The 22,026-nt window shown below is 58.9% G+C and carries 25 protein-coding genes and 2 pseudogenes; 7 read left to right on the top strand and 20 right to left on the bottom strand.

What is annotated here, in order from left to right:
- Positions 1-52: 52 nt before the first annotated feature.
- Entirely contained in the window at positions 53-577 is a 525-nt protein-coding gene (locus tag LB559_RS14390) for a PTS sugar transporter subunit IIA (protein WP_224674386.1), read from the bottom strand.
- A 420-nt stretch (positions 578-997) separates the two neighbouring features.
- On the opposite strand from LB559_RS14390, the gene LB559_RS14385 reads away from it, so the two are divergent.
- The 3 genes from LB559_RS14385 to LB559_RS14375 all read left to right on the top strand — a co-directional run bounded on the left by LB559_RS14385 (position 998) and on the right by LB559_RS14375 (position 2,873).
- Positions 998-1,411 (top strand): DUF5602 domain-containing protein, encoded by a 414-nt coding sequence (locus tag LB559_RS14385; protein WP_064994258.1) that lies wholly within the window; start codon positions 998-1,000, stop codon positions 1,409-1,411.
- The gene (locus LB559_RS14380) at positions 1,408-1,932 is read left to right on the top strand and encodes a plastocyanin/azurin family copper-binding protein (protein WP_224674332.1); all 525 of its coding nucleotides are present in this window, start codon (positions 1,408-1,410) and stop codon (positions 1,930-1,932) included. The genes LB559_RS14385 and LB559_RS14380 overlap by 4 nt, the downstream gene beginning before the upstream one ends.
- A gap of 179 nt (positions 1,933-2,111) precedes the next feature.
- Entirely contained in the window at positions 2,112-2,873 is a 762-nt protein-coding gene (locus LB559_RS14375) for a two-component system sensor histidine kinase NtrB (RefSeq protein ID WP_224674331.1), read from the top strand.
- Between the two features lie 20 nt (positions 2,874-2,893).
- Here LB559_RS14375 and LB559_RS14370 read toward each other — a convergent pair whose 3' ends face one another.
- Positions 2,894-3,739 (bottom strand): LysR family transcriptional regulator, encoded by an 846-nt coding sequence (locus tag LB559_RS14370; protein ID WP_224674330.1) that lies wholly within the window; start codon positions 3,737-3,739, stop codon positions 2,894-2,896.
- Between the two features lie 327 nt (positions 3,740-4,066).
- Here LB559_RS14370 and LB559_RS14365 point away from each other — a divergent pair, with 327 nt between their 5' ends.
- Complete coding sequence (locus LB559_RS14365; protein WP_128337844.1) at positions 4,067-4,714, top strand: uracil-DNA glycosylase family protein; 648 nt, start codon at positions 4,067-4,069, stop codon at positions 4,712-4,714.
- An 80-nt stretch (positions 4,715-4,794) separates the two neighbouring features.
- Here the strand turns inward: LB559_RS14365 and LB559_RS14360 are convergent, their stop codons facing one another.
- The 12 genes and pseudogenes from LB559_RS14360 to LB559_RS14310 form a co-directional block, all read right to left on the bottom strand.
- Positions 4,795-5,010 carry a DUF2945 domain-containing protein gene (locus LB559_RS14360; protein ID WP_064994287.1) on the bottom strand — a complete coding sequence of 72 codons (216 nt, stop codon included), beginning with the start codon at positions 5,008-5,010 and terminating at the stop codon, positions 4,795-4,797.
- A 222-nt stretch (positions 5,011-5,232) separates the two neighbouring features.
- Positions 5,233-5,277, bottom strand: a pseudogene (locus LB559_RS33155) (hypothetical protein); the annotation flags it as partial.
- A gap of 26 nt (positions 5,278-5,303) precedes the next feature.
- A pseudogene (locus LB559_RS33150) lies at positions 5,304-5,483 on the bottom strand (Rieske 2Fe-2S domain-containing protein); the annotation flags it as partial.
- A 138-nt stretch (positions 5,484-5,621) separates the two neighbouring features.
- Positions 5,622-6,443 carry a universal stress protein gene (locus LB559_RS14350; protein WP_224674328.1) on the bottom strand — a complete coding sequence of 274 codons (822 nt, stop codon included), beginning with the start codon at positions 6,441-6,443 and terminating at the stop codon, positions 5,622-5,624.
- 183 nt (positions 6,444-6,626) lie between these two features.
- On the bottom strand, positions 6,627-6,923 hold the full coding sequence (locus LB559_RS14345) for a hypothetical protein (protein WP_064994261.1): 297 nt from the start codon (positions 6,921-6,923) through the stop codon (positions 6,627-6,629).
- Positions 6,924-7,012: 89 nt separating this feature from the next.
- Positions 7,013-8,548, bottom strand: coding sequence for an FAD-dependent oxidoreductase (locus LB559_RS14340; RefSeq protein WP_224674327.1), 1,536 nt, complete (start codon positions 8,546-8,548; stop codon positions 7,013-7,015).
- Between the two features lie 267 nt (positions 8,549-8,815).
- A complete protein-coding gene (fsa, locus tag LB559_RS14335; RefSeq protein WP_224674326.1) occupies positions 8,816-9,472 on the bottom strand; it encodes a fructose-6-phosphate aldolase in 657 nt (218 codons plus the stop codon).
- Between the two features lie 124 nt (positions 9,473-9,596).
- Entirely contained in the window at positions 9,597-9,968 is a 372-nt protein-coding gene (locus LB559_RS14330) for a DUF488 domain-containing protein (protein ID WP_224674325.1), read from the bottom strand.
- Positions 9,965-10,186: a hypothetical protein gene (locus tag LB559_RS14325; protein WP_064994265.1), complete on the bottom strand. Its 222-nt coding sequence runs from the start codon at positions 10,184-10,186 to the stop codon at positions 9,965-9,967. The genes LB559_RS14330 and LB559_RS14325 overlap by 4 nt, the downstream gene beginning before the upstream one ends.
- A 34-nt stretch (positions 10,187-10,220) precedes the next feature.
- Positions 10,221-10,646, bottom strand: a complete 426-nt coding sequence (locus LB559_RS14320) for a c-type cytochrome (protein WP_224674324.1) — start codon at positions 10,644-10,646, stop codon at positions 10,221-10,223.
- A 99-nt stretch (positions 10,647-10,745) separates the two neighbouring features.
- Entirely contained in the window at positions 10,746-12,515 is a 1,770-nt protein-coding gene (locus LB559_RS14315) for a GMC family oxidoreductase (RefSeq protein ID WP_224674323.1), read from the bottom strand.
- Positions 12,516-12,542: 27 nt separating this feature from the next.
- Entirely contained in the window at positions 12,543-13,313 is a 771-nt protein-coding gene (locus LB559_RS14310; protein ID WP_224674322.1) for a gluconate 2-dehydrogenase subunit 3 family protein, read from the bottom strand.
- A gap of 223 nt (positions 13,314-13,536) precedes the next feature.
- On the opposite strand from LB559_RS14310, the gene LB559_RS14305 reads away from it, so the two are divergent.
- The gene (locus tag LB559_RS14305; RefSeq protein ID WP_224674321.1) at positions 13,537-14,487 is read left to right on the top strand and encodes a LysR family transcriptional regulator; all 951 of its coding nucleotides are present in this window, start codon (positions 13,537-13,539) and stop codon (positions 14,485-14,487) included.
- 693 nt (positions 14,488-15,180) lie between these two features.
- Here the strand turns inward: LB559_RS14305 and LB559_RS14300 are convergent.
- From LB559_RS14300 to LB559_RS14290, 3 genes are all read right to left on the bottom strand, one after another.
- Positions 15,181-15,801 (bottom strand): Tim44/TimA family putative adaptor protein, encoded by a 621-nt coding sequence (locus LB559_RS14300; protein ID WP_164754921.1) that lies wholly within the window; start codon positions 15,799-15,801, stop codon positions 15,181-15,183.
- A gap of 56 nt (positions 15,802-15,857) precedes the next feature.
- Positions 15,858-17,453 (bottom strand): cytochrome c oxidase subunit I, encoded by a 1,596-nt coding sequence (ctaD, locus tag LB559_RS14295; RefSeq protein ID WP_064994290.1) that lies wholly within the window; start codon positions 17,451-17,453, stop codon positions 15,858-15,860.
- A gap of 100 nt (positions 17,454-17,553) precedes the next feature.
- Positions 17,554-18,216, bottom strand: a complete 663-nt coding sequence (locus tag LB559_RS14290; RefSeq protein WP_128368933.1) for a 5-formyltetrahydrofolate cyclo-ligase — start codon at positions 18,214-18,216, stop codon at positions 17,554-17,556.
- Positions 18,217-18,346: 130 nt separating this feature from the next.
- Between LB559_RS14290 and LB559_RS14285 the strand changes: the two genes are divergently transcribed.
- A complete protein-coding gene (locus tag LB559_RS14285) occupies positions 18,347-19,192 on the top strand; it encodes a LysR family transcriptional regulator (protein ID WP_064994270.1) in 846 nt (281 codons plus the stop codon).
- A gap of 81 nt (positions 19,193-19,273) precedes the next feature.
- Here the strand turns inward: LB559_RS14285 and LB559_RS32890 are convergent, their stop codons facing one another.
- From LB559_RS32890 to rnk, 3 genes are all read right to left on the bottom strand, one after another.
- Positions 19,274-19,402: a hypothetical protein gene (locus tag LB559_RS32890; protein WP_263499052.1), complete on the bottom strand. Its 129-nt coding sequence runs from the start codon at positions 19,400-19,402 to the stop codon at positions 19,274-19,276.
- Positions 19,403-19,498: 96 nt separating this feature from the next.
- Entirely contained in the window at positions 19,499-20,062 is a 564-nt protein-coding gene (locus tag LB559_RS14280) for a nucleoside-diphosphate kinase (RefSeq protein WP_064994271.1), read from the bottom strand.
- A gap of 161 nt (positions 20,063-20,223) precedes the next feature.
- Positions 20,224-20,688, bottom strand: a complete 465-nt coding sequence (gene rnk / locus LB559_RS14275; protein ID WP_064994272.1) for a nucleoside diphosphate kinase regulator — start codon at positions 20,686-20,688, stop codon at positions 20,224-20,226.
- A gap of 478 nt (positions 20,689-21,166) precedes the next feature.
- On the opposite strand from rnk, the gene LB559_RS14270 reads away from it, so the two are divergent.
- The gene (locus tag LB559_RS14270) at positions 21,167-22,024 is read left to right on the top strand and encodes a universal stress protein (RefSeq protein WP_224674320.1); all 858 of its coding nucleotides are present in this window, start codon (positions 21,167-21,169) and stop codon (positions 22,022-22,024) included.
- The last annotated feature ends 2 nt before the right edge of the window (positions 22,025-22,026 follow it).

Raw genomic sequence — 22,026 nt, 5'->3', positions numbered from 1 at the left:
CAATCTATCTTTGCGAAACCTCCCAAGGTCCGCCCCAACGTGGCCTGGGGACCTAGGCGTTGCCGAACTGCCTAGACATTGCGGTGTAAGGTCCGACACGGGAAGTATGCAAATTGGGAGGGAATTCCTGATGCGATTCAGTTTCGAGGATCGCCAACACCTCATCAGATGACCGTGCCTGCCGGAGATGTTCCCGAACCTGAGATGCCCGAAACAGCCGGCACATTTGCGAAAGGGCAGGGAGAAAGGCGGAAGTGGCAGAACGCGGCCAGAGCACGGTGTAAATGAGATCTACACGATCGTCGTCTGGGCCCTCGAAATCAATGGGCTGGGCCAAGCGTGTCAAAGACGCGACAGGCGAATAGATTGTGCTGAGTAGAGCGTGCGGGATCGCGACGCCACGGCCGATGCCGGTCGAGCCGAGATGCTCGCGGTCGAAAAGACCACGCAGAACCACCTGCTGGTCAATCCCAGTTCTTCGCGCAATCCTAATCGCGATTTTTGACAAGGCTGATTGCTTTCCCTTTGTCACAAGGTCAAGCGAGATGTCTTCTTCTGACAGGATGGGGGAGATCATGAGCGTCAATCTTCGTGTCGTTCCAAACGCGCAGTGATCAGTCGCACTGCTTAAGCAGGGCTCTGTTCACTTTCGGATGAAGTGGAATCCTGGCTGTCCCGGCCGCGAAGGCAGTGCCTTCTCGCGTCCGGGTTAAGAGCCCATTTTGAGGTGGATTGGCTCTCGCCGGAAATGGAGGCTGAAGATATCCATGGCAATTGACAGGTAGTGAAGGATTTCCGGAAATCAAGCAAACAGTGCGGGCGGCGCAAGCAGAATTACTGCACTGAAATGCCAGCTAATTTCGTTTGACGAAAATAGGGGCCTCCTACTTACTGGCAGGGCGCGACAGGCCGTATCAACAAGCTAAACAACGATTTCGTGTACCGGTCTCCTAAATTGTCGGCATCGTGACTTTTGAATTCAACAAGGAGATAACCTATGAAGAAGCTCGCCCTCGCACTTGTCGTGACAATGGCCAGCTCGCTTTGCGCCATGGCGGCGTCTGAGGTCACCAAATCCCCGCCAGCAGCGCCTTACCAACAGGTCAGCAAGCTTGTGAAGCTGCCCGACTTCCTACCTGGCATGGGTCAACTTTTTGTCGATCCGGCGACACTGCCGGCCGGTCCGTTCCTTGCCTATGATCACGACGGCAAAATTGTCAGCACCATCTATATGCTGCCTATCAAAGATCTCAATCCGGACAAACGCTTTGACAACCTCGCCGCGCCCGGCGGCAATGTCGACCATGTCGACGTCTACTACAATGCCGGTCATCCAGGCGTCGAAGAGCCGCATGTCCACATTGTGCTGTGGCATGTCCCAGCCGCAGACGAGGCGCGGGTCGCCAAATGACACTCACGCGCCGTGAGATATTGGGCGCGGGCGGCGGTCTCGCCGCCGCCCTTTCCCTGCCTTCTCTGTCGGTATGGGCCGGCGAGGTGGTCGAAATCAAGATGCAAGGGCGCGGCGACGGTTCACAAGTCTGGTTCGATCCGATTGGCATTCTGATCAAACCGAGTCAGACGGTCCGCTGGACCAATCTCAATCCTGGCAATTCGCACACAACCACAGCCTACCACCCGGCAAACTTCGAGCGACCGCTTCGCATGCCCAAGGCGGCAAAACCATGGGATTCCGACTACCTCCTGCCCAAGGAAAGCTTTTCGGTTACCTTCACCGAGCAGGGGGTGTACGATTATTATTGTGTCCCGCATGAGCATGCCGGGATGGTCGGCCGTATCATCGTCGGCGAACCAGAGGTACACGGCTGGTCTGAAATGGTCGGAGCAAATGGCGACCTAGCGGAGGAGACCCTCAAGGCATTCCCGACTGTCGAAGACATTATGACGAAAAGGGTCGTCCGGCGTGCTTAGATCATGCGCATGAAAGGCACGGCCCTCAGCAACAAATAGACAGAATACGACGATATTGATGGGAGCGCGCGTTGCTCGGGTGTCGTCAGTGACCTTTAGGGGCGACTTCTATGACAGGCTGTGTGTTTCCGTGTGAAACTCAACGACCATCTCGGGCCGAACGCGACGCGCGCACTCCGATGCCGGACACGACTCTCTATCTCCGAACTGCAGTCGAGCAACGCGAACGTGCGACGCACCGGCTTGCTGCGCTGGGCGAAATGACAGGCGGTATTGCCCATGATTTCAGAAATCTCCTGGCAGTAATCCAATCCGGGCTCGGGCTCGCGGAGCGGAGAGCTGACGCACCCGAAAGCGTGCGTGCCTACATTGCCGCAGCGCGGGAAGGGATCGATCGAGGGATCGAGCTAACGTCACAGCTACTCGCCTTCGCAAAGCATCAGGAACTCGATGCCCATGCTGGCAATTTGAATGAGTTCCTCAAGTCTTTCGCGCCCCTCTTAAGGTATGGCGCCGGTCCCGATGTCCGCGTCAAGCTGGAGCTTGGTTCCGACGTCCCGGACTGCTTGATCGACCCAGCGCTGTTCGACGCTGCAGTGCTTAATCTCGTCATAAACGCGCGAGATGCGATGCCAGGTGGCGGGGAGATTCACGTCATCACTGAGCGATTCGTGCAAACCACCATGACACCTGACCCACCCGGGCCGGGTACCTACGCACGCGTTCGCGTCAAAGACCATGGTTGCGGCATGGCTCCGGAAGTTTTGCGGAAGGTGTTCGATCCTTTCTTCACCACAAAGGGTGAGAAGGGCACCGGGATAGGGATGTTGCAAGTACAGGCATTGGCGCAGGCGGTTAATGGTCGGATCCGGATAAGGAGTGAACCAGGGATTGGGACAACAGTGGATCTCCTGTTCCCGTCAATCCAAGCGGACACTTAGACGCCCAAAAAGAGCTCCTATTATTTGTCGACGCTTGCAACGGAATGCAATCCTGTCAGGGCAGGACCTATTACGCTCTCATCCGCATTTGCGGATTGCACCGCGTAAACCGGATAGGAGAACTGCGGCATTTCGGGCACAAGGTGCAGCCGGCCGGCCACTACGTGAGGCTGCACAGAGCTCATCCTGAAATATCCCGAGCCACCCGCCGCAAGAACATAGTTCAATGCGAGCGGGCCGAGATCGAAAGTAAGATCGGGCGCAGCAGTTGGGAAACTCATCCCGTGGTGATGTCCAAAGTCCGGGCCCCAATCCATATAGACATAATCAGACCCGTCCAGGAGGCGCGCTTCGGAATTGGTGGTCGCAAACACGAGTTTTTCTTCCAGAAGCAGATCGATTTTCAGGCCGGGTCGATGCTGGGGCGCGTACATGATCGCCACGTCGACGAGCCCGGATGCGACTTGTTTGATCAAGTCCTGCGGCACATCGACGTGCACACGAAGCGCGATATCCGGAAGGGATTGACGCATCCATCGGACCCAGTCGAGCAGAAGGGGTTGGGCAAGGCTGACTTCGCTGCCGACCGTCAGAACAGCTCGGCGTCCCGGGGGCACGGCAACCTGGTGAAGGGTGCGTTGCCACAACTGGACGAACATCGGGGCGTGGCGCAGGAACTGCTCGCCGGCGGGAGTGAGCGAGGCGCCGCCCTTGTGGCGGACGAAAAGCTGGCGACCCAGTTGCTGCTCGAGGTTACGGATTCGTGCGCTCACGGTCGTCTGGGCGACGTTCAAGCGCTCAGAGGCCCGAATGAAACTCCCTGTCGAAACGATTTCGATAAAAGTGCGAGCGAGCTCGATGTCCATGGCGATCATAACATGAAAACTGCGTTAAAAGGTCAATCGAAATCATTTGTCGGATAGATGCCGTCCAGATCTGGCTTCGGAAACCGTTGTTCGGCGAGGTTGACGCGGCCACAGCTAGGCGGGACATGTCGACCAAACAAGTCGACGCAGCCCAATCTGGTGTCGGGGCTTTGCCTCACCGCGGCGAACGGTCGCGCTGCGCCAGTGGCGGCTGGTCGCATCTTACCCTGGTTCCCACATTCAATGGTCAGTCGTTAAACTGATCGTAGGGTAGGACACCAACAGGTTTAGAACGATTTGGTAGAGGTTGCTGCAACTAGGCCCGGCCTGGGGAGCCCCGAAACACGCGCTAGGTCGGAAGCGCCGCAACTTGACGCGTTGCTTTCGAGCATTCGTGCCTGTCGCGCCTGTGCTGGGGAATTCAGCCATGAACCGCGCCCGGTGGTGCAGGTCACTTCCGAGACCCGGCTCTTGATCTGTGGCCAAGCCCCAGGACGACGGGTGCATGAGTGCGGATTGCCGTTCGACGACCCCTCAGGTGACCGCTTGCGCGCGTGGCTTGGGCTGGATCGCAGCGTCTTCTATGGGGATTCGCGAATTGGCGTGGCTCCGATGGCGTTCTGCTTTCCTGGGACCAATCCCAAAGGGGGCGACCACCCGCCACCGTCCCGGTGTGCCGCGCTCTGGCGACGGTCGCTTCTGGCGTGCTTGCCTAGAGTGGAACTGACGCTCCTGGTCGGCGGTTACGCTCAACGGTGGGCGTTGCAACACGCCTCGGGGAGGTCGATGACCGCAACCGTTGCCGCGTGGCGCACCTATGGTCCGGCAGTCATCCCGCTGCCCCATCCCTCGTGGCGCAGTACAGCCTGGCTGCGTCGCAACCCGTGGTTCGAGAACGAATTGGTGCCTCACCTGCGCACCCGGGTTTCTGCTGTCCTGGGCAGCGCGGCTGCTCCTCACGAGCCGGCGGCATGATAAGCGTGCGGTGGACTCGGCACCGGATGGTCCGAAAGTTCTGTCCGTGTTCAGGGAGACCCGTCCACGCGTTGCTCCCGTCAGTCGCTTAATCGGGTCAGCACCTGGCCGCGGTGCAGGGCCACGTGGTCGGTCTTGCTGCTCTTGATCTCGTATTGAGGAGACTGCGGGCTCGCGTGATGCGTGTGGCCTTTATAGTCTATATCTTGGGTATGAATCCGAATGATCGTTCCGTGGACGCGACCTGCCTCCGAGTTCCAACTCACCCGATCCCCGACTTCAAACGTTTTCGTCATCGAGACGGTCGCGGGTCGGCGTCGTGGTGCCTTCTTGTGTTCCGTCATTTCTCGGTGCTCCGTCTGGGTAGGGTCAATTTTGGCGCATTTGGCTGAGGCTTGGCAGTCACCCGTTCTTGCCCATCGCCTAGGCTGGCGCCGCACCCGAACCCTTATGTACGCGTCAGTTTGCTCGACATCATAGCAGGGGATTGATGATAGGGCAGGGGCGCGGACCGCTTCCCCCTTGCGCAGACTGAAACAGGCGTGATGCCAAGGGCAACGCACATTATCCTCCACGAGGAGCCATCGGCCAAAGGTGCGCCGTAGTGTGTACAGACCGATCCAACGGCGAATATTTCCTCGCCCCGACGTGCCAGCAAGACAGGCTCGTTGCCGACATAGCCGGAGAGCATGGCGCCATCTGCGAGTTGGCTCAGAGGGATGCCTTTGCCGAAGTCCGGACGGTCAGTATCAGGTGTATCGGAGTTCATGAAGGGCCTCCTTACTCAGGCCGACACCGTGGGCATGCAACTGGCTCGGGGGACGGCACGACGAAAATCCTACAGCGGGCAAAGTCCTTGTCACGTTATTCAGCTTGACCGAGCGTATCGATCGTTCGAGCAACGTGATCAATTCGACATCACCCGGTTCAGCCGATCATTTTCAAGCAGCGAGCGGGTAGCCCCGCCGAAGATCCACTCCCTGAACCTGCTATGACCGTAGGCGCCGGATATGACCAGATCCGCACGCATTGCGTCGGCCACATCGGCGATCGTTCCGCCATCGGATTTCTCCGGAAACACTTCCGCCATCGCCTTTACGCCGTGAAAGGAAAGCAAGGCAACAACATCGTCCAGACTATTCCAGGTTTCATCGGTCGCGTCATCGTCGATCGTGGTTATACGAACCTCCTTGGCCATTTGCAGAAACGGCATGGCATCAGCAACCGCACGCCTAGCTTCACGGGTGTCCTTCCACCCGACAAGAACCTTGTTGATCCGGATATTTTCCTGGTTGGTGGAGGCGACAAATACAGGTCGTCCTGCCTGAAGGATTAGATTGCCCAGGTCGGTGGAACGATGAGTGTTGCCAGAAGAGTCACCTTCGGGCGACGCTGTGACGATGAGATCGGCCACACGCGCCGAATCGATCAGCGAGCGGGTCGGATTGCCCACCCTCCCGCGCCATTCCGTCTCAACCGTCGCGCCAGCAAGACCTTCGAATTCCGCGCGGAGATCCTCGAGTCGCCGCTCGATGTTCTTCCGCTGGCGCAGCATGTTCTCACCGTCGAATGCGACGCCTCCTTCCATTACGATGGGTGGGGGAACATCGGCAGCCGAAAGGCCGATCAGACGCGCATCGAACCGCCGAGCCAGATCGACACCGAGCTTGATGACAGGAGCAACCATACCATCGATGTCGAGATTGAGAACGATTGACTTGTAGGCCATTGGACTTCCTTCCGGGATCGGGTAATGAGCCTCGGCCAAGTCGAACGGCGACGTGCCGCGAAAATGCGCCGCGACAACTGGTATCAGGCGTTAGAAAGGCGTCCTGCGCTGGGAGCCGTCGTCGCACCGATCATCGCAACGAAGCAGCTCGTCGCCTGGCGCCGCCCGTCAAAGCTCCTCGCCCTACTCAAACACGAGATTAGCTGTGCCTCTTTTTGCGATCAGCATTCGCCGGGCATCCTGGATTCGCTCAGCCTGTAGTTTGGAATAGGGGCCCATCGGCTTGGTCGTTTTGTTACCGCGACGGACCTGACAGTACCACTGGCTGCCGTTCGAGAAGATTTCAACCGAGGTCGGCGTCATGTTGGACGCTTCCTTGCCGACCGTCTTGATGATTTTGACGAACGTTGAATAATGTTGCGCGGGCGCGACCGTGCTCATACCGTTAGTGGTGCTAAGTTCCTGTTGCACTGTGGACATAATTCGAACTCCTTTCGATCATGACGGCATTGCGCTCAGCCATTTCTGATTGCGCTCTTCTTCGAACTGCGGTGCCCGAGAGCGCTCTGCTAGGTCGCCATCTGGTGCTCCATTTCCACCTCGGCCTCCAGACTTTCGATGTCGCGGAAGATCGAAGCGACAGCCAGCGTGCGTCCTTCGCGCTTGAAGCGCAGCAGGCAATCCCTGGAGGCGATATTCCCATCGACCGCGATCTCGTCCCATCGCTCCGCATGACCGACATAGTTGATGGGAACATCGTAATGCTGACTCCAGAAGAACGGCACGCCGTTGAATTTGTCGCGTTGGCCGAGCATGTTGAGGGCCGCGGTTCGTCCCTGCCTCTCTGCAACCACCCAATGCTCGACCCGAATTTTCTCACCGCTGTGGGGATCGCGCCATCGCGCAATATCGCCGGCCGCGAATACCCCTGGCTCGCTCGTTTCCAGAAAGGCGTCCACAACAACGCCGTGATCAACGACCAGCCCCGCCGTTTCGGCAAGTCTGATCCGCGGCCGCACGCCGATGCCGACGACGACGAAATCTGCCGCCAATGAGCCGCCACTGCTGAGATTTACCTTCTTGGCGTCGATTCTGCTCGCTGTATTCTCGAGATGGAATACGACGCCATGCTCTTCATGCAGGGCGCGGATGAAGTCGCCCATTTGCGGGCCGAGGACGCGCTCCATGGGTCGTTTTTCCGGCGCCACGACATGAACTTCGATCGCGCGCGCGCGCAGAGCCGCGGCAACTTCCAGGCCAATGAAACTGGCGCCAAGCACGACCGCGCGACGGGCAGTCGCGGCATGCTCGATGATCGCCTTGCAGTCTGCGAACGAGCGCAGCGTGTGAACGTGCGGCAAGTCGGCGCCGGGGATGGTCAGGCGGACGGGTTCGGCGCCGGTCGCAAGCAGCAGCCTGTGGTAAGGAACCCTTCTTTCATCAGCGAGGACGACCTCGAGGGAACGCAGGTCGATATCAACGGCCTTCGTGTCGAGACGCAGGTCGATGTTGTTTTTTGAATAGAATTTCTCCCCGCGGAGCGGAATCCAGTCCTCCGGCGATTTTCCCGCGAGGTAGTCTTTGGAGAGGTTCGGCCGGTCGACGGGCGCCGATTGGTCCTCGCTAATCATCACGATGCTGCCCTGGAACTGCTCGCGCCGCAGCATGTCGGCCGCTGCGAAACCCGCGGCGCCTCCGCCGACAATGACGATCTTCTCGGGGACTTGGCTGGAGCCTCCAGAACGCGGTTTCGGAACCATCCGTTTGATTTTCTCGCCGACGAATATCCGATCATCGCGTTGTTCCACCGACCAGCAGGCGAGTGGATTGAAGGCGGGGGCGCGCAAAGCCTCGCCTGTGCGCAAATCGAAGCACGCATGATGCCAAGGACACCGGACGGTATCCTCCACCACAAGACCCTCGACGAGCGGCCCGCCGTAATGCGTGCAGGTCGCCCCGACGGCGAAGACCTCCGCCCCGCGGCGCACAAGCAGCACCTGCTCATCGCCGCAATGGCCGACAAGCTTTGCGCCATCGGGAAGATCGGACAACGCGATCCCCTGGACCAGATCCGGCCCGTTCGGTTTGTTATGGCCTTCAGGCATTTTCTTCTCCTTTGGCGATCAGGTGTTGAAATCGCCTATACCGACGAGAAGCGGGAACTCAGGCCCGCCAGCCTCTGAATACCTTCACCTGATTGTGCGTCTTCAGGCTCTCGGCACCGCTTGTGCTAAACGTGCAGCCATGGACTCGATGCCGATTGGACGTCTGTTGTCCGTAGTTTCTCGCCATCTCTGCTATCATGCAAACGCATTTAATCGACAGTTGTGTGCATTATTTATGGTTGCTCTCGGGTGATCCCGGGCAGGGAATTACAGGATTACTTGCCCCGTCTTATCCCAGTCGGCGAGAAAGGACGCCAGGCCCTTGTCGGTGAGTGGGTGTTTGGCGAGGTTTCTGAGCACCGCAGGTGGTACGGTCGCGATATCGGCGCCGGCGATCGCCGCCTGTTTGACATGGAGAGGGGTGCGAATTGAAGACGCCAGGATCTCGGTCGTGAAGGATTTGTCGTTGTCGTAGATCTTGCGGATTTCCCGGATCACCTCCATGCCGTCGAGCCCAAGGTCATCAAGCCTGCCGACGAACGGCGAAATGAAGGTCGCGCCTGCCTTGGCTGCGAGCAGCGCCTGGTTGGCTGAAAAGCACAGGGTGACATTGACTTTGTGGCCGAGCAGACTGAGAGCCCGGCAAGCCCTGAACCCTTCCCAGGTCGACGGCACCTTGACTGCCACGTTGGCGGCAATGCCGGCCAAACGCTCTCCTTCGGCGACCATGCCGTCGAAATTGGTCGCGGTGACTTCCGCTGAAACCGGACCCTCGATCGTCTGGCAAATCTCCTTGATCACATCCCTGATGGGTCGTCCGGTCTTTGCTACAAGCGACGGGTTTGTGGTCACCCCGTCGAGAACGCCAGCGGCGGCAAACTCACGAATTTCGGATATATCGGCGGTATCGACGAAGAATTTCATCGTCTTCTCCTCTAAGGTGAACGCCCATCGATCATTGGATGGGTGTTTTCTGCTTTGGTTCCCGGAGAGTTTGTTGTCGTGGCCGCGATCGCACGCCCAATGGCAATGGAGGAGCGCCCCGTCACTATCGGTGTTTCAGCAAAATCTCTCTAAGGACAACGGCGTCGTTGTGGGCCTCGTCATGAGCCGAGTAGACGAGTGTAACGGTGCCCTGCCGTATCAGGTCGCGCAGCTGTTCCAGTTCATCGCGATGCTCATGGATTTCCGCCGCATATCGCCGGCGGAATTCCTCCCAACGGGCTGGATCGTGTCCGAACCATTGCCGAAGCTCGGTGCTTGGCGCGAGTTGCTTCATCCAACAGTCGATGGCGGCTTCGGTCTTCCTGACCCCGCGCGGCCAAAGCCGGTCAACCAACACTCGCTTGCCGTCGTCGGCAGCGGGACTCTCATATGCCCGTTTCAATTTTACTCTGTCATTGAAGATTTTTTCACTCATCGACCTCGTGTCCCGTCTCCCTCCGTCTCGTTGACCGCATCAAGAAGTTCGGAGAATTCCTTTCCAAGGATCGCCTCGTCGACTTCGTCCAATACGACCAGAAAGACGTCGCCGCGATATCGCTCGATCCAGTGACGACCCGCTCCATGGCTGCGCAGGTAGTCACCGATCCGATGGATCGAGGAATATCCCAGGCCCTTGTGCAGCAGGAACTTCATAAAGGTCGTGCTTTGCGATCCGGACGGTTGCCCCTCACTCAAGGATCGACTTCTGTCCTTGGGCGTTGAACTGTTTCAGGTAGGCGATCACGTCGGCGATGTCCTGGTCCTTGCTGAGACCGGCAAATGTCATCTTTGTGCCGGGGACCAGTTTGCGCGGCGCGTGCAGATAGATCGTCAGGGTCGGTTCATCCCAGGTCAGACCGGAATTCTTGTTCGCCGCGGAATAATTGTAGCCCGGATACACGCCGGCCGCTCGGCCGACGATGCCATTCAAAACCGGACCTACTCCGTTCTTTGCGTCTGGGCCGACCGAGTGGCAGGCCATGCACCTCTTGAAGACGGCTGCGCCGGCTTCGGCGTTGCCGGGGGATGCCTCCAGCGCATGGGCCGACCCGACTGTAGTGAGAATTGCGGTTGTCAATCCAAGCAAAGTCGATTTCATGTTTGCTTCTTTCAACGCGTTTGTTGCGGGCTGGTCCCGGCCGACCCGGCCCTGGCGATATGGGGTTCAAACCCTGCCTGCCGGATCCGAACCGCGGATCCGGCAGGCGTTGCCTCAGGAGGGAACCAGTGCGCCGGGATTCTTCAAATACTGGTTCTTGATCGCGTCCACCGCCCAGTAGGCAAGAGCGCCTACGGGTCCGGTCGGGTTCTTTCCGGCGTTCTGGGGAAACACGCAAGCGCCGGTCACGAACACGTTCGGGACATCCCAGACCTGAAGGTATTTGTTCAGGACGCTGGTGCTCGGGTCGGCTCCAAACACTGCCCCGCCCGTGTTGTGCGTGCTTTGATAAGGCACGATCGAATAGGGCACGGGAGGGATGCTCCGATCAACCTTAGTCGCACCCATCTCCTTGGCGATCTTCACGCAGATGTCGGCCTGGCCGTTCATCTGCTTGACCTCGTTGTCCTGGAAGTCGAACGTCATCCTCATCAATGGACGCCCGAACACATCGGTGTAGGTCGGGTCGAGGCTGAGATAGTTCTGCCGGTAGGCCATCACCGCGCCCTGGTTTCCGACACTGGCCGCGTGGTCATAATTGTCGACCACTGCCTTTTTCCAGTCGGAGCCCCAGCGCGGCGTGCCGTGCGGAGTTGGATGCGACTGGATGGGCCGGGCGCCCGAGTTGCTGCAGCTGATGCCGCCGCCGCCGATATAGCCGGCCTTCACGAAATCGTAGTTGTCGCCGTTGAAATCATCCATGCAGGTGCCGAGCGCGCCGGCGCCCATGAAGCGATTGAGGATGGTTTCCTTGTCGAAGAAGGCGGTAGCCCCGCCACCGCACTGATAAGCATAGTTGCGGCCGACCACGCCCTTGCCCGTGCCCGGGTCATAAGGCACGCCGATGCCCGATTGCAGCAGCAGGTTGACATTGCCGAGCGCATAGGCTGACAGGATGATGAGGTCGGCAGGCTGTTCGAACTCCCGCCCGCGTGCGTCGAGATAGGTGACGCTGACCGCTTTCTTGCGGGTCGAGTCGAGATTGACCTTCAGCACGATCGAGTTGGTGCGCAGCTCGAAATTCGGGTTCTTCAGCGCCAGCGGAATGACGGTGAAATGCGGGCTAGCCTTAGCATTGGCCTCGCAGCCGAAACGCTCGCAGAAGCCGCAATAGTGACATTGGCCGAAGGCCACGCCATCGGGATTGACGTAATCGCGCGACGCGTTTGACGACGGATTGGGGAACGGGTGATACCCGAGATTACGGGCCGCCTTCTCGAACATCACCATGCTCTGCGCGGCGATCATCGGCGGGTTGGGGTATTCCTCCTTTCGCGATCCTTCGAAGATGTTGCCACCATCGATCTTTCGGCCGTTGATGTTGCCGGCCTTGCCGGAGGTGCCGCAGGTCTTTTCGAACCTGTCGTAATAGGGCTCGAGATCGTCATAGGTGATCGGCCAGTCCTGCAGGTGCATATCCGAAGGGATGATCTTGTCGCCGTATTTGTCGACCGTCCGGGTGCGCGCCTGATGGTCCCATTCGAGCCAGCGCCAGGTGACACCGTTCCAGTGCACGCCGGCGCCGCCAACGCCCTGGCCAGGCAGGAACGAGCCGAGTTGCCGCATCGGCAGCGCCGTTTGCGATTCATTGTTGCGGAACGTGATGGTTTCCCGCCGGACGTTCTGCATGAGATCGTGGCGGGCGGCGTAGCGCAGTTCGTCATGGATCTGTGGGTCGATGAAGTCCGGATTGGTGTCGCGCGGGCCTCCCCGCTCAAGGGCGACGATTTTCAGCTTGGTCGAAGCAAGTTCCTTGGCAATGATGCCGCCCGTCCACCCCAGGCCGACAATCAGGACATCAATCGCGTTCAATTTGGTGGCCATGTTATAGTCTCCTTGTTCTTTCGCCGATTAAACGAGATCCTGGATGCCCTTCGGTTCAGCCGTATAGAGCTTGTTCCGAAATGGTTCGATCTTGTCCATATACATGGCGTCGGCGCCTGGGAAACCGATCATCTTCCAGGCCGCCCTGTCCTTGTTTCCGCCATACATCGGGTCGGCCAGATAGCCCTCGACCGTGAGTTGGAGCAGAAGCCCGAAGAAGGTCGCGGTCGGCACCGTCGGAAGCTCGACCTTCTTGCCGTCGAGTTCGGTCATCACCGCGGCACGATCCTTTGCCGAAAGGCCGTCGAAGGTGCTCTTGTGGTTTTTCTGTACGTAAGCGCTGACGTCGGCGATCCCAGCACGGATCAGTTCCGATGGCGTCATCGGCAATTGATAGCCCTGCTCGGGCGTACCCTCGCCAAATGGCCCTTCCAGATACAGGCGGTCGCCCTTGCCGTATCCGCCGGCCATCTGCCGGTCGATATAGATCGCGACGCCGAGTTCCTTGGCGCCAGGGCCTGTTGAGTCGCTTGGAATGAGCGTATCGACAGCCGCCTCGATGAAAGCGGACTCATCGATGTTGAAGAATTCGTAGCCAATGCCTCCAGCCTGAGGTTCGGTGGCGACGGCAACGTGATGATGTCTTGTGTCAGCGGTCGCAGCCATGACTTCGTCCGCCGAAGCGGATGCCCCAAGCGGCAGGGCGCTCGCCGCCGCTCCGGCAGCTCCAGCCGCGCCGAACAGCTTCAGAAAATCACGCCGCCCCACATCGCCTTTGCTCTTTTCTTCCCTCGACATGATTCCTCCTGTGACGCTGCAGGCAAAACGATGGGTAGGTGGAGAGAGCCTTGCGCTCCGCTCCAACCGCCGCTGCGCAGCATCCAGCGCTAAGCTTGGTGGATTTCTCGGAGCGTATTGCTGGCGTATGCCGCGTAGCAAACGAATTTAATCGGCAAATGAATACAGATTTTATGATAGATCCGAATCGTTGTTGCTATTGGACTCGATACGGCTTGATCGAATGGCCGCGATAAAATGGGGGCACTTCAGAGCGCAATTTCACTGTCATTTAAATGCAGTTTTTATGTTATGTTTTTTCATGGACGTCGAGCTTGCTCGTTCTTTTCTTGAGATTGTTTCCAGCGGAAGCTTCATCCGGGCCTCCGAACGGTTGAATGTCGCCCAGACAACCGTGAGCGCGCGAATTCGCAGCCTTGAGCAACAACTAGGTCGCCAACTTTTCGTCCGCCACAAAGGCGGCGCTTCGCTCACTCCCGCCGGAGAGCAGTTCCTGCGCCACGCTCCGATGTTCGTTCAGTTGTGGCAGCGCACCCTTCATCAAGTTGCTGTTCCACCCGGCAGTCGTGCTGTTCTGACTGTTGGTAGCGAAATCAGCATCGCCGAGCCCCTTCTGCTCGACTGGGTTCGATGGATGCGTCAATCCCTTCCGGATATCGCGCTTCATGTGCACGTCGATGTGCCGCAGGACCTAATCGATCAAGTCGCATCCGGGCTCGTCGACGTGGCAATCATGTATGCGCCCCAGCATCGGCCCGGCCTGAAGATCGATCTGCTCATGGAAGAAAAACTCGTGCTCGTGACAACCGATCTGGAAGCACGCCTGGCGGGCAGCATAGACTACGCGCACATAGACTGGGGGCCAGATTTTACGTTTCATCATGGCATGAATTTCCCTGACGTCGCGCCGGACCTTTTTATGGATCTCGGCCCGCTTGCGCTCAGCTATATTCTTTCGGTTGGTGGATCCGGCTATTTCAGGATGAGCGCGGTACAGCCTCATATCGAGGCCGGACGGCTTCACCTCGTGCCCGAAACGCCGCAGTTCTCATATCCCGCTTACGCCGTTCAGTCTGCCAACGCAGATGAAGCCGTGGTGGCCCCTGCCATGGCTGGATTGCACTCTGTCCTGAATGGCGATGCTTTTTTAGGTTTCCCACCGTCTTGCACATGAGGATGCTTGATATCGTCCTTCACATCGCGGTACCGATCCCGGATTGGACGAGGGTGACTACCAGTTGACGGGTTGCCGATCAATTTTGTACGAAAGTGCGGTCGATGGACCGGGCTTTCGAGATGTCCGCCATGCACTAAGGGATGGCTTTTTTGCCTTTCTGATGCATCTTTGGTGTGGCCTGGGTCTTGACTGAGATGTGAAGAACCCCAGTCCGGCGCTACTCAGGCAGGAGACTGGCTGGCGCCGATTGTCACCTGTGTGAGCGATCCCGAATTTGGAAACGTGGAAGCAGCGTGTAACTCTGCAGTGCGTTTCCAGCCCAATTTCGGCCGCCATCAAAAAAGACAAGCGACGGGCAATACGATGGCTATCTCGCCACGATACCGGGCTCGTCGCAATGTTCCAGCGAGGCCAGCAAAGAGTCTCATAGCGTTGCCGCCGAAACTAAGACAGATGCAAGAAAATTGCGTTGAAATCATAAGTGTCGTTTCACAACGAAGGCGCCGACGCCAAACCGAAGACCCGACCTAGCCGGGAAGCCATCAACATGTCTCCACCGCACCTGCAGCGCAGATGCGTTTCAAACGTCATCACCGCCGGTCTCTTAGGTTAATCACGGCGCACGCGATGAAAGCCACACACAAGCGTCCAAGCGTCGCCCTTCAGCGGTCACCGGAATGACGCAAGCAGCTAGCCGCCGTCTGTGGCGATCAGCATCCAATTTCGCTTCCTTGACTGGATGTCACTGGCAAACGTCCACGTATCGATCACTTCAATGATCTGCTGGGGATCTCCTGAAACGATGTCGTTGTTGGCCGAGCGTGTAACGCTGACCACGTCGGAAACGAAGCGAACGGCAATCTCAGCGGTACCATTCTCCTCAAGAGCGTCGACGACCTTTGCGTCGTTCGTGCCTATAAAGGTGAGTTGCAGCATCTCCGCCCGATCCCGGCGCCCGGCAATCGCCCGTTCGAAGATGTCGAGCACTTCCGGTCCGACAAGGCGCTTCAATGTCTGGATGTCCGCACTTGCATAGGCCAACAGGACAACTTCATAAGCCGCCTTGGCGCCGGCCAGAAACGTGGCAGGGTCAAAACTCGGATCGCTCTTTCGGATAACCTCCAAGGGCGTGTCGCCGGAAGACGTGATTTCGTTACTTCCGGCTAGACGCTCAGTCGGCGCATCGTCCGGTTTTGCCTTGTCATCGCCCGGACGTGACTGACGTTTGCTCCAACTGCCTAGAAACGCCCAATAAAACGCGATGATCGCCATGAGCAGTATCTGGTTGTTTGGGTCTGTGGTCTCGTTCATGAAGTTCTCCCGACAAAATGTCGAAGCGGGCGCCGGTTCAGAACCGGAGGTGACTTTTAGACAATGCGCGGCAGCCGTTCCCATTGATGGAATGGCGGCGGCGACGGCAGCAGCCATTCGAGCGTGGTCGCACCTTCGCCCCATGGATTGGCGCCAGCTTGACGCTTGCGGGCGAAGGCCTCCGCGACCGCGATGAAGAAGACGATAAGTCCGGCCGTAGAAATGTAGGAACCGATCGACGACACGAAATTCCAGCCGGCGAAAGCGTCGGGGTAGTCGGCATAACGTCGAGGCATGCCAGCCATGCCGAGAAAATGCTGCGGGAAGAAGACGAGGTTGACGCCGACGAACATCAGCCAGAAATGCAACTTGCCGAGCGTTTCGTTGTACATGTAACCAGTCATCTTCGGGAACCAGTAGTAGAAGCCGGCGAAGATGGCGAAGACCGCGCCCAATGACAGCACATAGTGGAAGTGGGCGATCACAAAGTAAGTGTCGTGATAGACGCGGTCGATACCGGGGTTGGCAACCATGATGCCAGTGACACCACCGATGGTGAAGAGCAGGACGAAGCCGAGAGCCCAGAGCATGGGGGTCTTGAACTCGATTGATCCTCCCCACATGGTAGCCAGCCACGAAAACACTTTCACCCCAGTTGGAACGGCGATGACCATCGAGGCGAAGGCGAAGTAGCGCTGGGTGTCCAGGGACAGGCCCGTGGTATACATATGGTGTGCCCAGACAACAAAGCCGATCGCACCGATTGCCACCATCGCATAGGCCATCCCGATGTAGCCGAAGATCGGCTTCTTGGCGAAGGTCGAGATGACATGGCTGATGATGCCGAAACCAGGCAGGATCATGATGTAGACTTCGGGATGACCGAAGAACCAGAACAGATGCTGGTATAGGATCGGATCACCGCCGCTGGACGGTGCGAAGAAAGTCGTCCCGAAATTGCGATCAGTCAAAAGCATGGTGACGGCACCGGCGAGCACCGGCAGCGACATGAGAAGCATGAACGCGGTGACCAGCATCGACCAGGCGAACAGAGGCATCTTGTGCATCGTCATGCCCGGTGCGCGCATGTTGAAGATGGTGGTGATGAAGTTGATCGCGCCGAGAATAGAGGAGGCGCCCGAAAGGTGGATCGACAGGATGACCAGGTCGACGGCGGGACCCGGCTGGCCGTCCGTCGAATAGGGCGGATAGAGCGTCCAGCCGCCGCCGTGACCGAGCGTGCCGGGTGCTCCCGGAACGAACATTGAGGTGATGAAGAGGATAAACGACATCACCAGAAGCCAGAACGAGATATTGTTCAAGCGCGGAAAGGCCATGTCGGGCGCGCCGATCATGATCGGCACCATCCAGTTACCGAAGCCACCGATCAGCGCCGGCATGAGGACGAAAAAGATCATGACCAGCCCATGGGAACTGACGACGACGTTGTAGACACCCGGATCGCCAAATATCTGCAGGCCCGGTTCCTGCAACTCCATGCGGATCAACACGGAAAGCGCGGTACCGAAGACGCCTGCCATGATCGAGAACAGCAGGTAAAGCGTCCCGATATCCTTGTGGTTGGTCGAAAACAGCCACCTGACGAGAAACCGGGGCTTGTGATCATCCAAGGTTGTGGCGGGATTGGACATGACGTGCTTCCTGCTTTCACTGCTGGCTGGCAAGACGGCCTCAACAATGGACGGCATCTGCGATCCGCCGTCACAAAGGATTAGCCTCGCCTGCGCTCATTCATTCATCCGTGACGATCACATCCATCGGAATGTCATGTGGCTGCGGATAGATGGTCTGGGTTTTGCTGCAGGCGTAACCGACGCCCACGACGAGAGGCCGCTTCGGCGCGGCGGCCAGGGTCCGGTCGAAGAAGCCGCCGCCATAGCCCAGGCGATAATTCGCCTGGTCGAAACCGACTACGGGCGCGATGACCACATCCGGCTGGACCGAAGGCCCGTGTGACGGGACAAGAATATTCCACATTCCGCGTTCCAGTGGGTCTCCCGGTCCCCAAATACGAAACTCGAGCGGCCAGCCTTTTTTGATGACGACCGGCAGCGCGATCCGCCCGCCGCGCTCGATCACCCGGATCGCCCAGTTGCGAAGGTCCGGTTCCCCTCGAAAAGGCCAATAGCCACTAACGATGCGGCCGCTCACCCGGCCGACAGCCAGATCGAGAGCGGAAGCGATGCGCAAAGACTTCGCGAGGCGTTCCTCGGGGTCTACGGCTAGACGCTCGTCGATCAGGCGCTTGCGTTCCGCCTTGCGCCACCGACAGACATCCGACCAAGTGTCCTGCGCGATCGAATCCGCGCCATATCCCGGAACAAGTTCGTGCATGTAGCACGGCGGAGAGGCGTACTCTTGCGTTTCCAAGGGACCATCCTCCTGATCTGGCATTGCGCGCTCCATTAACCGTCGCAGCGGAAACCGCTCGGCCTCATCAAGGTTGCGCTGTGTAAAACAGGAAGGCAAACGGAATTAAATGCTGTATTGGTGCAAGATTATTGCACTGAACCGAGAAGCCCCAATGGACATCGACCGCGCTCGCACGTTTTTGGAAATCGTCCATTCGGGCAGCTTCCTGAAGGCTGCGGATCGCCTTCATGTCACGCAGACCACCGTAAGCGCACGCATTCGCACGCTGGAGGAGGAGCTCGGACGTCAGCTCTTCATCCGTAACCGCAACGGCGCGCAATTGACGCCGGCGGGCCGGGAGTTCGAGCGGTTCGCCCAGTCATTCGTGCAAATCTGGGAGCGCGCCCGCCACCAACTCGCCATCCCATCGGGACGGACAAGCGTCGTCGCCCTTGGCGGAGAGCTCAGCTTGTGGAACCCGCTGCTGCTCGACTGGCTGGTCTGGATGAAGAACGCCAGGCCGGAAATCGCCATCCAAGCCCAGGTCGGCGTACCGGACCAACTGATCGAGCAACTCAGGACCGGTGTTCTTGACATTGCGGTGCTCTATGCGCCGAGGTTGTTGCCGGGATTCAGGGTGGAGCTTCTCGTTGAGGAGCAACTCGTTCTGGTCCGGACCATGGACCGAGACGGGGAACCCGGCGGCTCCAAGGACTATGTCTATGTCGACTGGGGGCCGCTGTTTGCGGCCCAGCATGGTGCCAGTTCCTCTGCCTTCGGCGAGCCGGGATTGATGGTCGGCCTGGGACCGCTGGGGCTGAGCTACATCTTGCGCGCCGGCGGAATGGGTTATTTCCGCAGGGGCGCAGCAGCTCCCCATATCGAGGCCGGGCAACTGGAGGTAGTAGAAGGCGCGCCGGAATTCACCTATCCGGCCTATGCCGTCTATTCGGAAGCAAGCGAGGCGCGAGCCGACGTACAGGAGGCGCTGCGCGGCCTGAAGCAAGTTGTGAATTGAGCGTCGCTCCCGGCGCGAAGCCATGGTTCGCGTTTGATCGCAAAGACTGCAACGGCAAGCTGGTCGGCTTCGCCGGTTCATCTACATTTCGATCAAAGCGTAGGCCAGGCCAAAGATTCCGGTCATTAGAACGGCGAAGAATGCCCAGCCTCTCAACGCGGCTCGCACATCTTCAGGCTTGGCGCCCTTCTGGTTGTTGTAATCATCCATAATCAGACCCTACTTTGTTGGCCTCAATTGATACAGGGCAAGGCCCGACGGGACGCTTGTCCACCCGCCTTCACAGCCTTCGGGACAGTCGAGTTCTCAGGCGGCCGATGGACCCGGGTCGTCGAACCCGGCATCGAATGCCGCCGCGACTTTGCTCTGAGCTTCGTCGTGCGGTTCATCGGAACGATGGACGACGCGCAGAACCGGTCCGTCCGGTCGCCACGAACCCGGCTCGGCAACGCCCGCCAGCTTCAGCCTCTCGCGCCTTGCAGCTTCTGGCTGATAAACCACTTCATGTACGGTCAGCGTTTCAAGGCTGGCGTCCGAGGTCGGAATGGAAATGGACTGACCCTCGGCCAGACCGAGCAGCGCCAGACCGCGCGGATTGGTGATAGGCAACAGCATGCCAACCAGACCGCGCATGTGGTCATGGGCGACGATGCGGGTTTCGGCAGGGCCGTCGTTTACCCGATAAGCCACGCGGCTGCTGAGCGTCACGACGTTTGCCGGGATGTCTTCCCGAAACATCACAACTGCGCTCGAAATCTTCCGTTGAAGGATCGCCGACAAGGCATCGCCGAGGGCAGGTCGGCGCTCCTGCATCACCTCAAGAATGGTGTAGTCCTTGGTGGTCAGTTGGCAGCTATCGATAGTGGGCATGGCACGTCTCCAGCCGGCCCTGTGCAAGGGGTCCGGCGTCAGGCAATTGATCGGGTTTGGAAAGCTACCCCTGTGCCGGGCCAGGATAGGCCGGCGCAGGGGTCACACTCCCGCGATGAGGCTGCCCGCGTGATTGAGGAGACGGATGCCAACGCCCATGTCTAGACGCCCGCAGCGATTGTCGAAGACGCTGGCGCGCGCCGATCGGCCACATCGCCTGCCGGAGCGGGCTGGCTCACATCAAGCACCAGCAGTTCATGCCGACGCCCGTCTCGGGCGGTCCACATGATCGACTGCCCAGCCGAGAGGCCGACCAGGGCCGTGCCAATCGGCGTGAGGATTGAGACCTTGCCTTCGGAGATGTCCGCATCGCCAGGGAAAACCAGCGTCACCGTTTTCCGATCGCCGGTATCGGGCTTGAAAGTCACGGTCGAACCCATCCGGACGGTGCCGGCGGAGACCCAGCCATCAGCGACGATGCGGGCGCGCTCGAGTTCGGCGAACAGCTCATCTGCCGCCTCCGGATTTCGGGCGGCAACGGTGTTCGCGAGCGCCGACAGACGCGCGTGGTCCGACTTCGAAATGCGGATGTTCGGCTTGCGCCGGCTTTTCGTGATGTCTTGCATTTGAGTACTCATGTTTCTGCCTCGCGTCCGAGCCCGGCAAGGGATCGTCAGCGGTTGTCAGTGCGACGGAAATTTGTTGCTGAATGCGCCGATGCCGCAGGGACTGATGCAACCCTGCGCCAATGTTACATGTTCAATTTTTACATGTTCACCCCTCGGCTCGGGGCGCGCATGGCAGCCGAGCCGGGGGTTACGATCCCGCTATGGGGCAAACCCGGAAAAGAAAATCGCGACGGATTTTGGCGACGGTGCTCATACCCTATAGTTGGGGAAGCAATCTGCGAAGTCAAGCCGCGCGGGAGCCAGGCCTGCGGCAAGAGAAGCCGATCAAGCATTTCCGGCGGCCCTTGCAGCACAGTAGAGCCGCCGCCTAGGATGCCACTTCGAATACGCGATAGCATCGTCAACCAGATTACTAGCCAAAGTACGCCCAACGACCGGCGGTTATGATTTCAGGGACGAGGAACAAGGAGCTGCCATGAAAATCCTTGCCGCGACAGATTTTTCCACCCGTTCGCTACGTGCATTGCGGCGAGCTGGCCTTGTGGCGCGGGACGTCAGCGCCGAACTCACGCTTGTCCATGTCGTCGACGACGACCAGCCCGCAGATATACTCGAGCTCGAAAGACGCGAAGCACAGCGATATCTTGAAGAACAAATGGCCTCGATCCCCGAACTGCAGGGGCTCCGCTGCAGGTCCACGGTTGTCGCCGGCGACCCGTTCGACGGCATCCTGAAAGCGGCCGCAGCGAGCTCGGCGGATCTCATTGTCATGGGCGCGCACCGCAAGCAGTTGCTCCGCGATATCTTTGTCGGAACGACCATCGAACGCGTGATCCGAACGGGACCACGTCCGGTGCTCATGGTGAATGCCGAGGTGGAACATTCCTACAAAAAGGTGATGGCCGCCGTGGACATGTCCGAGCCGTCCGCGCGCGCAATCAGGACGGCGAGGGAAAGTGGGCTCATAGGCGACGCCAGTCTTTCGCTGGTCCATGGTTACGATGCGTTCGCCAAGGGAAAAATGTCCAATGCTGGAATAGGCAAGGACGATATCGCGCGCTACGTGGCGGCCGAACGTTTGCAGGCGGGCAGGGAACTGGTCGCGTTTCTGGAAGCGAACGACTTTGGCGTCGACAACTGGTCGCTGCGTATCAAGGAAGCAGGCCCCGTCGAAGCAATCATGGAGGCGATCAAGGAGGTGGCGCCCGACCTTCTGGTCATCGGAACCCATGGTCGTTCGGGCATCATCAAGGTCCTTCTGGGAAGCGTGACGGAAAGCATTCTGCGATCGGTCGACGTGGATGTTTTCGCGGTGCCGCCGATCCGAAGTTGATC

It is taken from the genome of Mesorhizobium sp. BR1-1-3 (assembly GCF_020165455.1).
GTDB lineage: Bacteria > Pseudomonadota > Alphaproteobacteria > Rhizobiales > Rhizobiaceae > Mesorhizobium > Mesorhizobium ciceri.
Note: the sequence above shows the minus strand (reverse complement) of the source record. Positions and strands in the feature narration are given on the sequence as shown.

Coding starts and splice junctions, on each gene's coding strand:
- LB559_RS14390 (WP_224674386.1), bottom strand. CDS start 577: ATGATCTCCCCCATCCTGTCAGAAGAAGACATCTCGCTTGACCTTGTG.
- LB559_RS14385 (WP_064994258.1), top strand. CDS start 998: ATGAAGAAGCTCGCCCTCGCACTTGTCGTGACAATGGCCAGCTCGCTT.
- LB559_RS14380 (WP_224674332.1), top strand. CDS start 1,408: ATGACACTCACGCGCCGTGAGATATTGGGCGCGGGCGGCGGTCTCGCC.
- LB559_RS14375 (WP_224674331.1), top strand. CDS start 2,112: ATGCCGGACACGACTCTCTATCTCCGAACTGCAGTCGAGCAACGCGAA.
- LB559_RS14370 (WP_224674330.1), bottom strand. CDS start 3,739: ATGGACATCGAGCTCGCTCGCACTTTTATCGAAATCGTTTCGACAGGG.
- LB559_RS14360 (WP_064994287.1), bottom strand. CDS start 5,010: ATGACGAAAACGTTTGAAGTCGGGGATCGGGTGAGTTGGAACTCGGAG.
- LB559_RS14350 (WP_224674328.1), bottom strand. CDS start 6,443: ATGGCCTACAAGTCAATCGTTCTCAATCTCGACATCGATGGTATGGTT.
- LB559_RS14345 (WP_064994261.1), bottom strand. CDS start 6,923: ATGTCCACAGTGCAACAGGAACTTAGCACCACTAACGGTATGAGCACG.
- LB559_RS14340 (WP_224674327.1), bottom strand. CDS start 8,548: ATGCCTGAAGGCCATAACAAACCGAACGGGCCGGATCTGGTCCAGGGG.
- fsa (WP_224674326.1), bottom strand. CDS start 9,472: ATGAAATTCTTCGTCGATACCGCCGATATATCCGAAATTCGTGAGTTT.
- LB559_RS14330 (WP_224674325.1), bottom strand. CDS start 9,968: ATGAGTGAAAAAATCTTCAATGACAGAGTAAAATTGAAACGGGCATAT.
- LB559_RS14325 (WP_064994265.1), bottom strand. CDS start 10,186: ATGAAGTTCCTGCTGCACAAGGGCCTGGGATATTCCTCGATCCATCGG.
- LB559_RS14315 (WP_224674323.1), bottom strand. CDS start 12,515: ATGGCCACCAAATTGAACGCGATTGATGTCCTGATTGTCGGCCTGGGG.
- LB559_RS14310 (WP_224674322.1), bottom strand. CDS start 13,313: ATGTCGAGGGAAGAAAAGAGCAAAGGCGATGTGGGGCGGCGTGATTTT.
- LB559_RS14305 (WP_224674321.1), top strand. CDS start 13,537: ATGGCCGCGATAAAATGGGGGCACTTCAGAGCGCAATTTCACTGTCAT.
- LB559_RS14300 (WP_164754921.1), bottom strand. CDS start 15,801: ATGAACGAGACCACAGACCCAAACAACCAGATACTGCTCATGGCGATC.
- ctaD (WP_064994290.1), bottom strand. CDS start 17,453: ATGTCCAATCCCGCCACAACCTTGGATGATCACAAGCCCCGGTTTCTC.
- LB559_RS14290 (WP_128368933.1), bottom strand. CDS start 18,216: ATGCCAGATCAGGAGGATGGTCCCTTGGAAACGCAAGAGTACGCCTCT.
- LB559_RS14285 (WP_064994270.1), top strand. CDS start 18,347: ATGGACATCGACCGCGCTCGCACGTTTTTGGAAATCGTCCATTCGGGC.
- LB559_RS32890 (WP_263499052.1), bottom strand. CDS start 19,402: ATGGATGATTACAACAACCAGAAGGGCGCCAAGCCTGAAGATGTGCGA.
- LB559_RS14280 (WP_064994271.1), bottom strand. CDS start 20,062: ATGCCCACTATCGATAGCTGCCAACTGACCACCAAGGACTACACCATT.
- rnk (WP_064994272.1), bottom strand. CDS start 20,688: ATGCAAGACATCACGAAAAGCCGGCGCAAGCCGAACATCCGCATTTCG.
- LB559_RS14270 (WP_224674320.1), top strand. CDS start 21,167: ATGAAAATCCTTGCCGCGACAGATTTTTCCACCCGTTCGCTACGTGCA.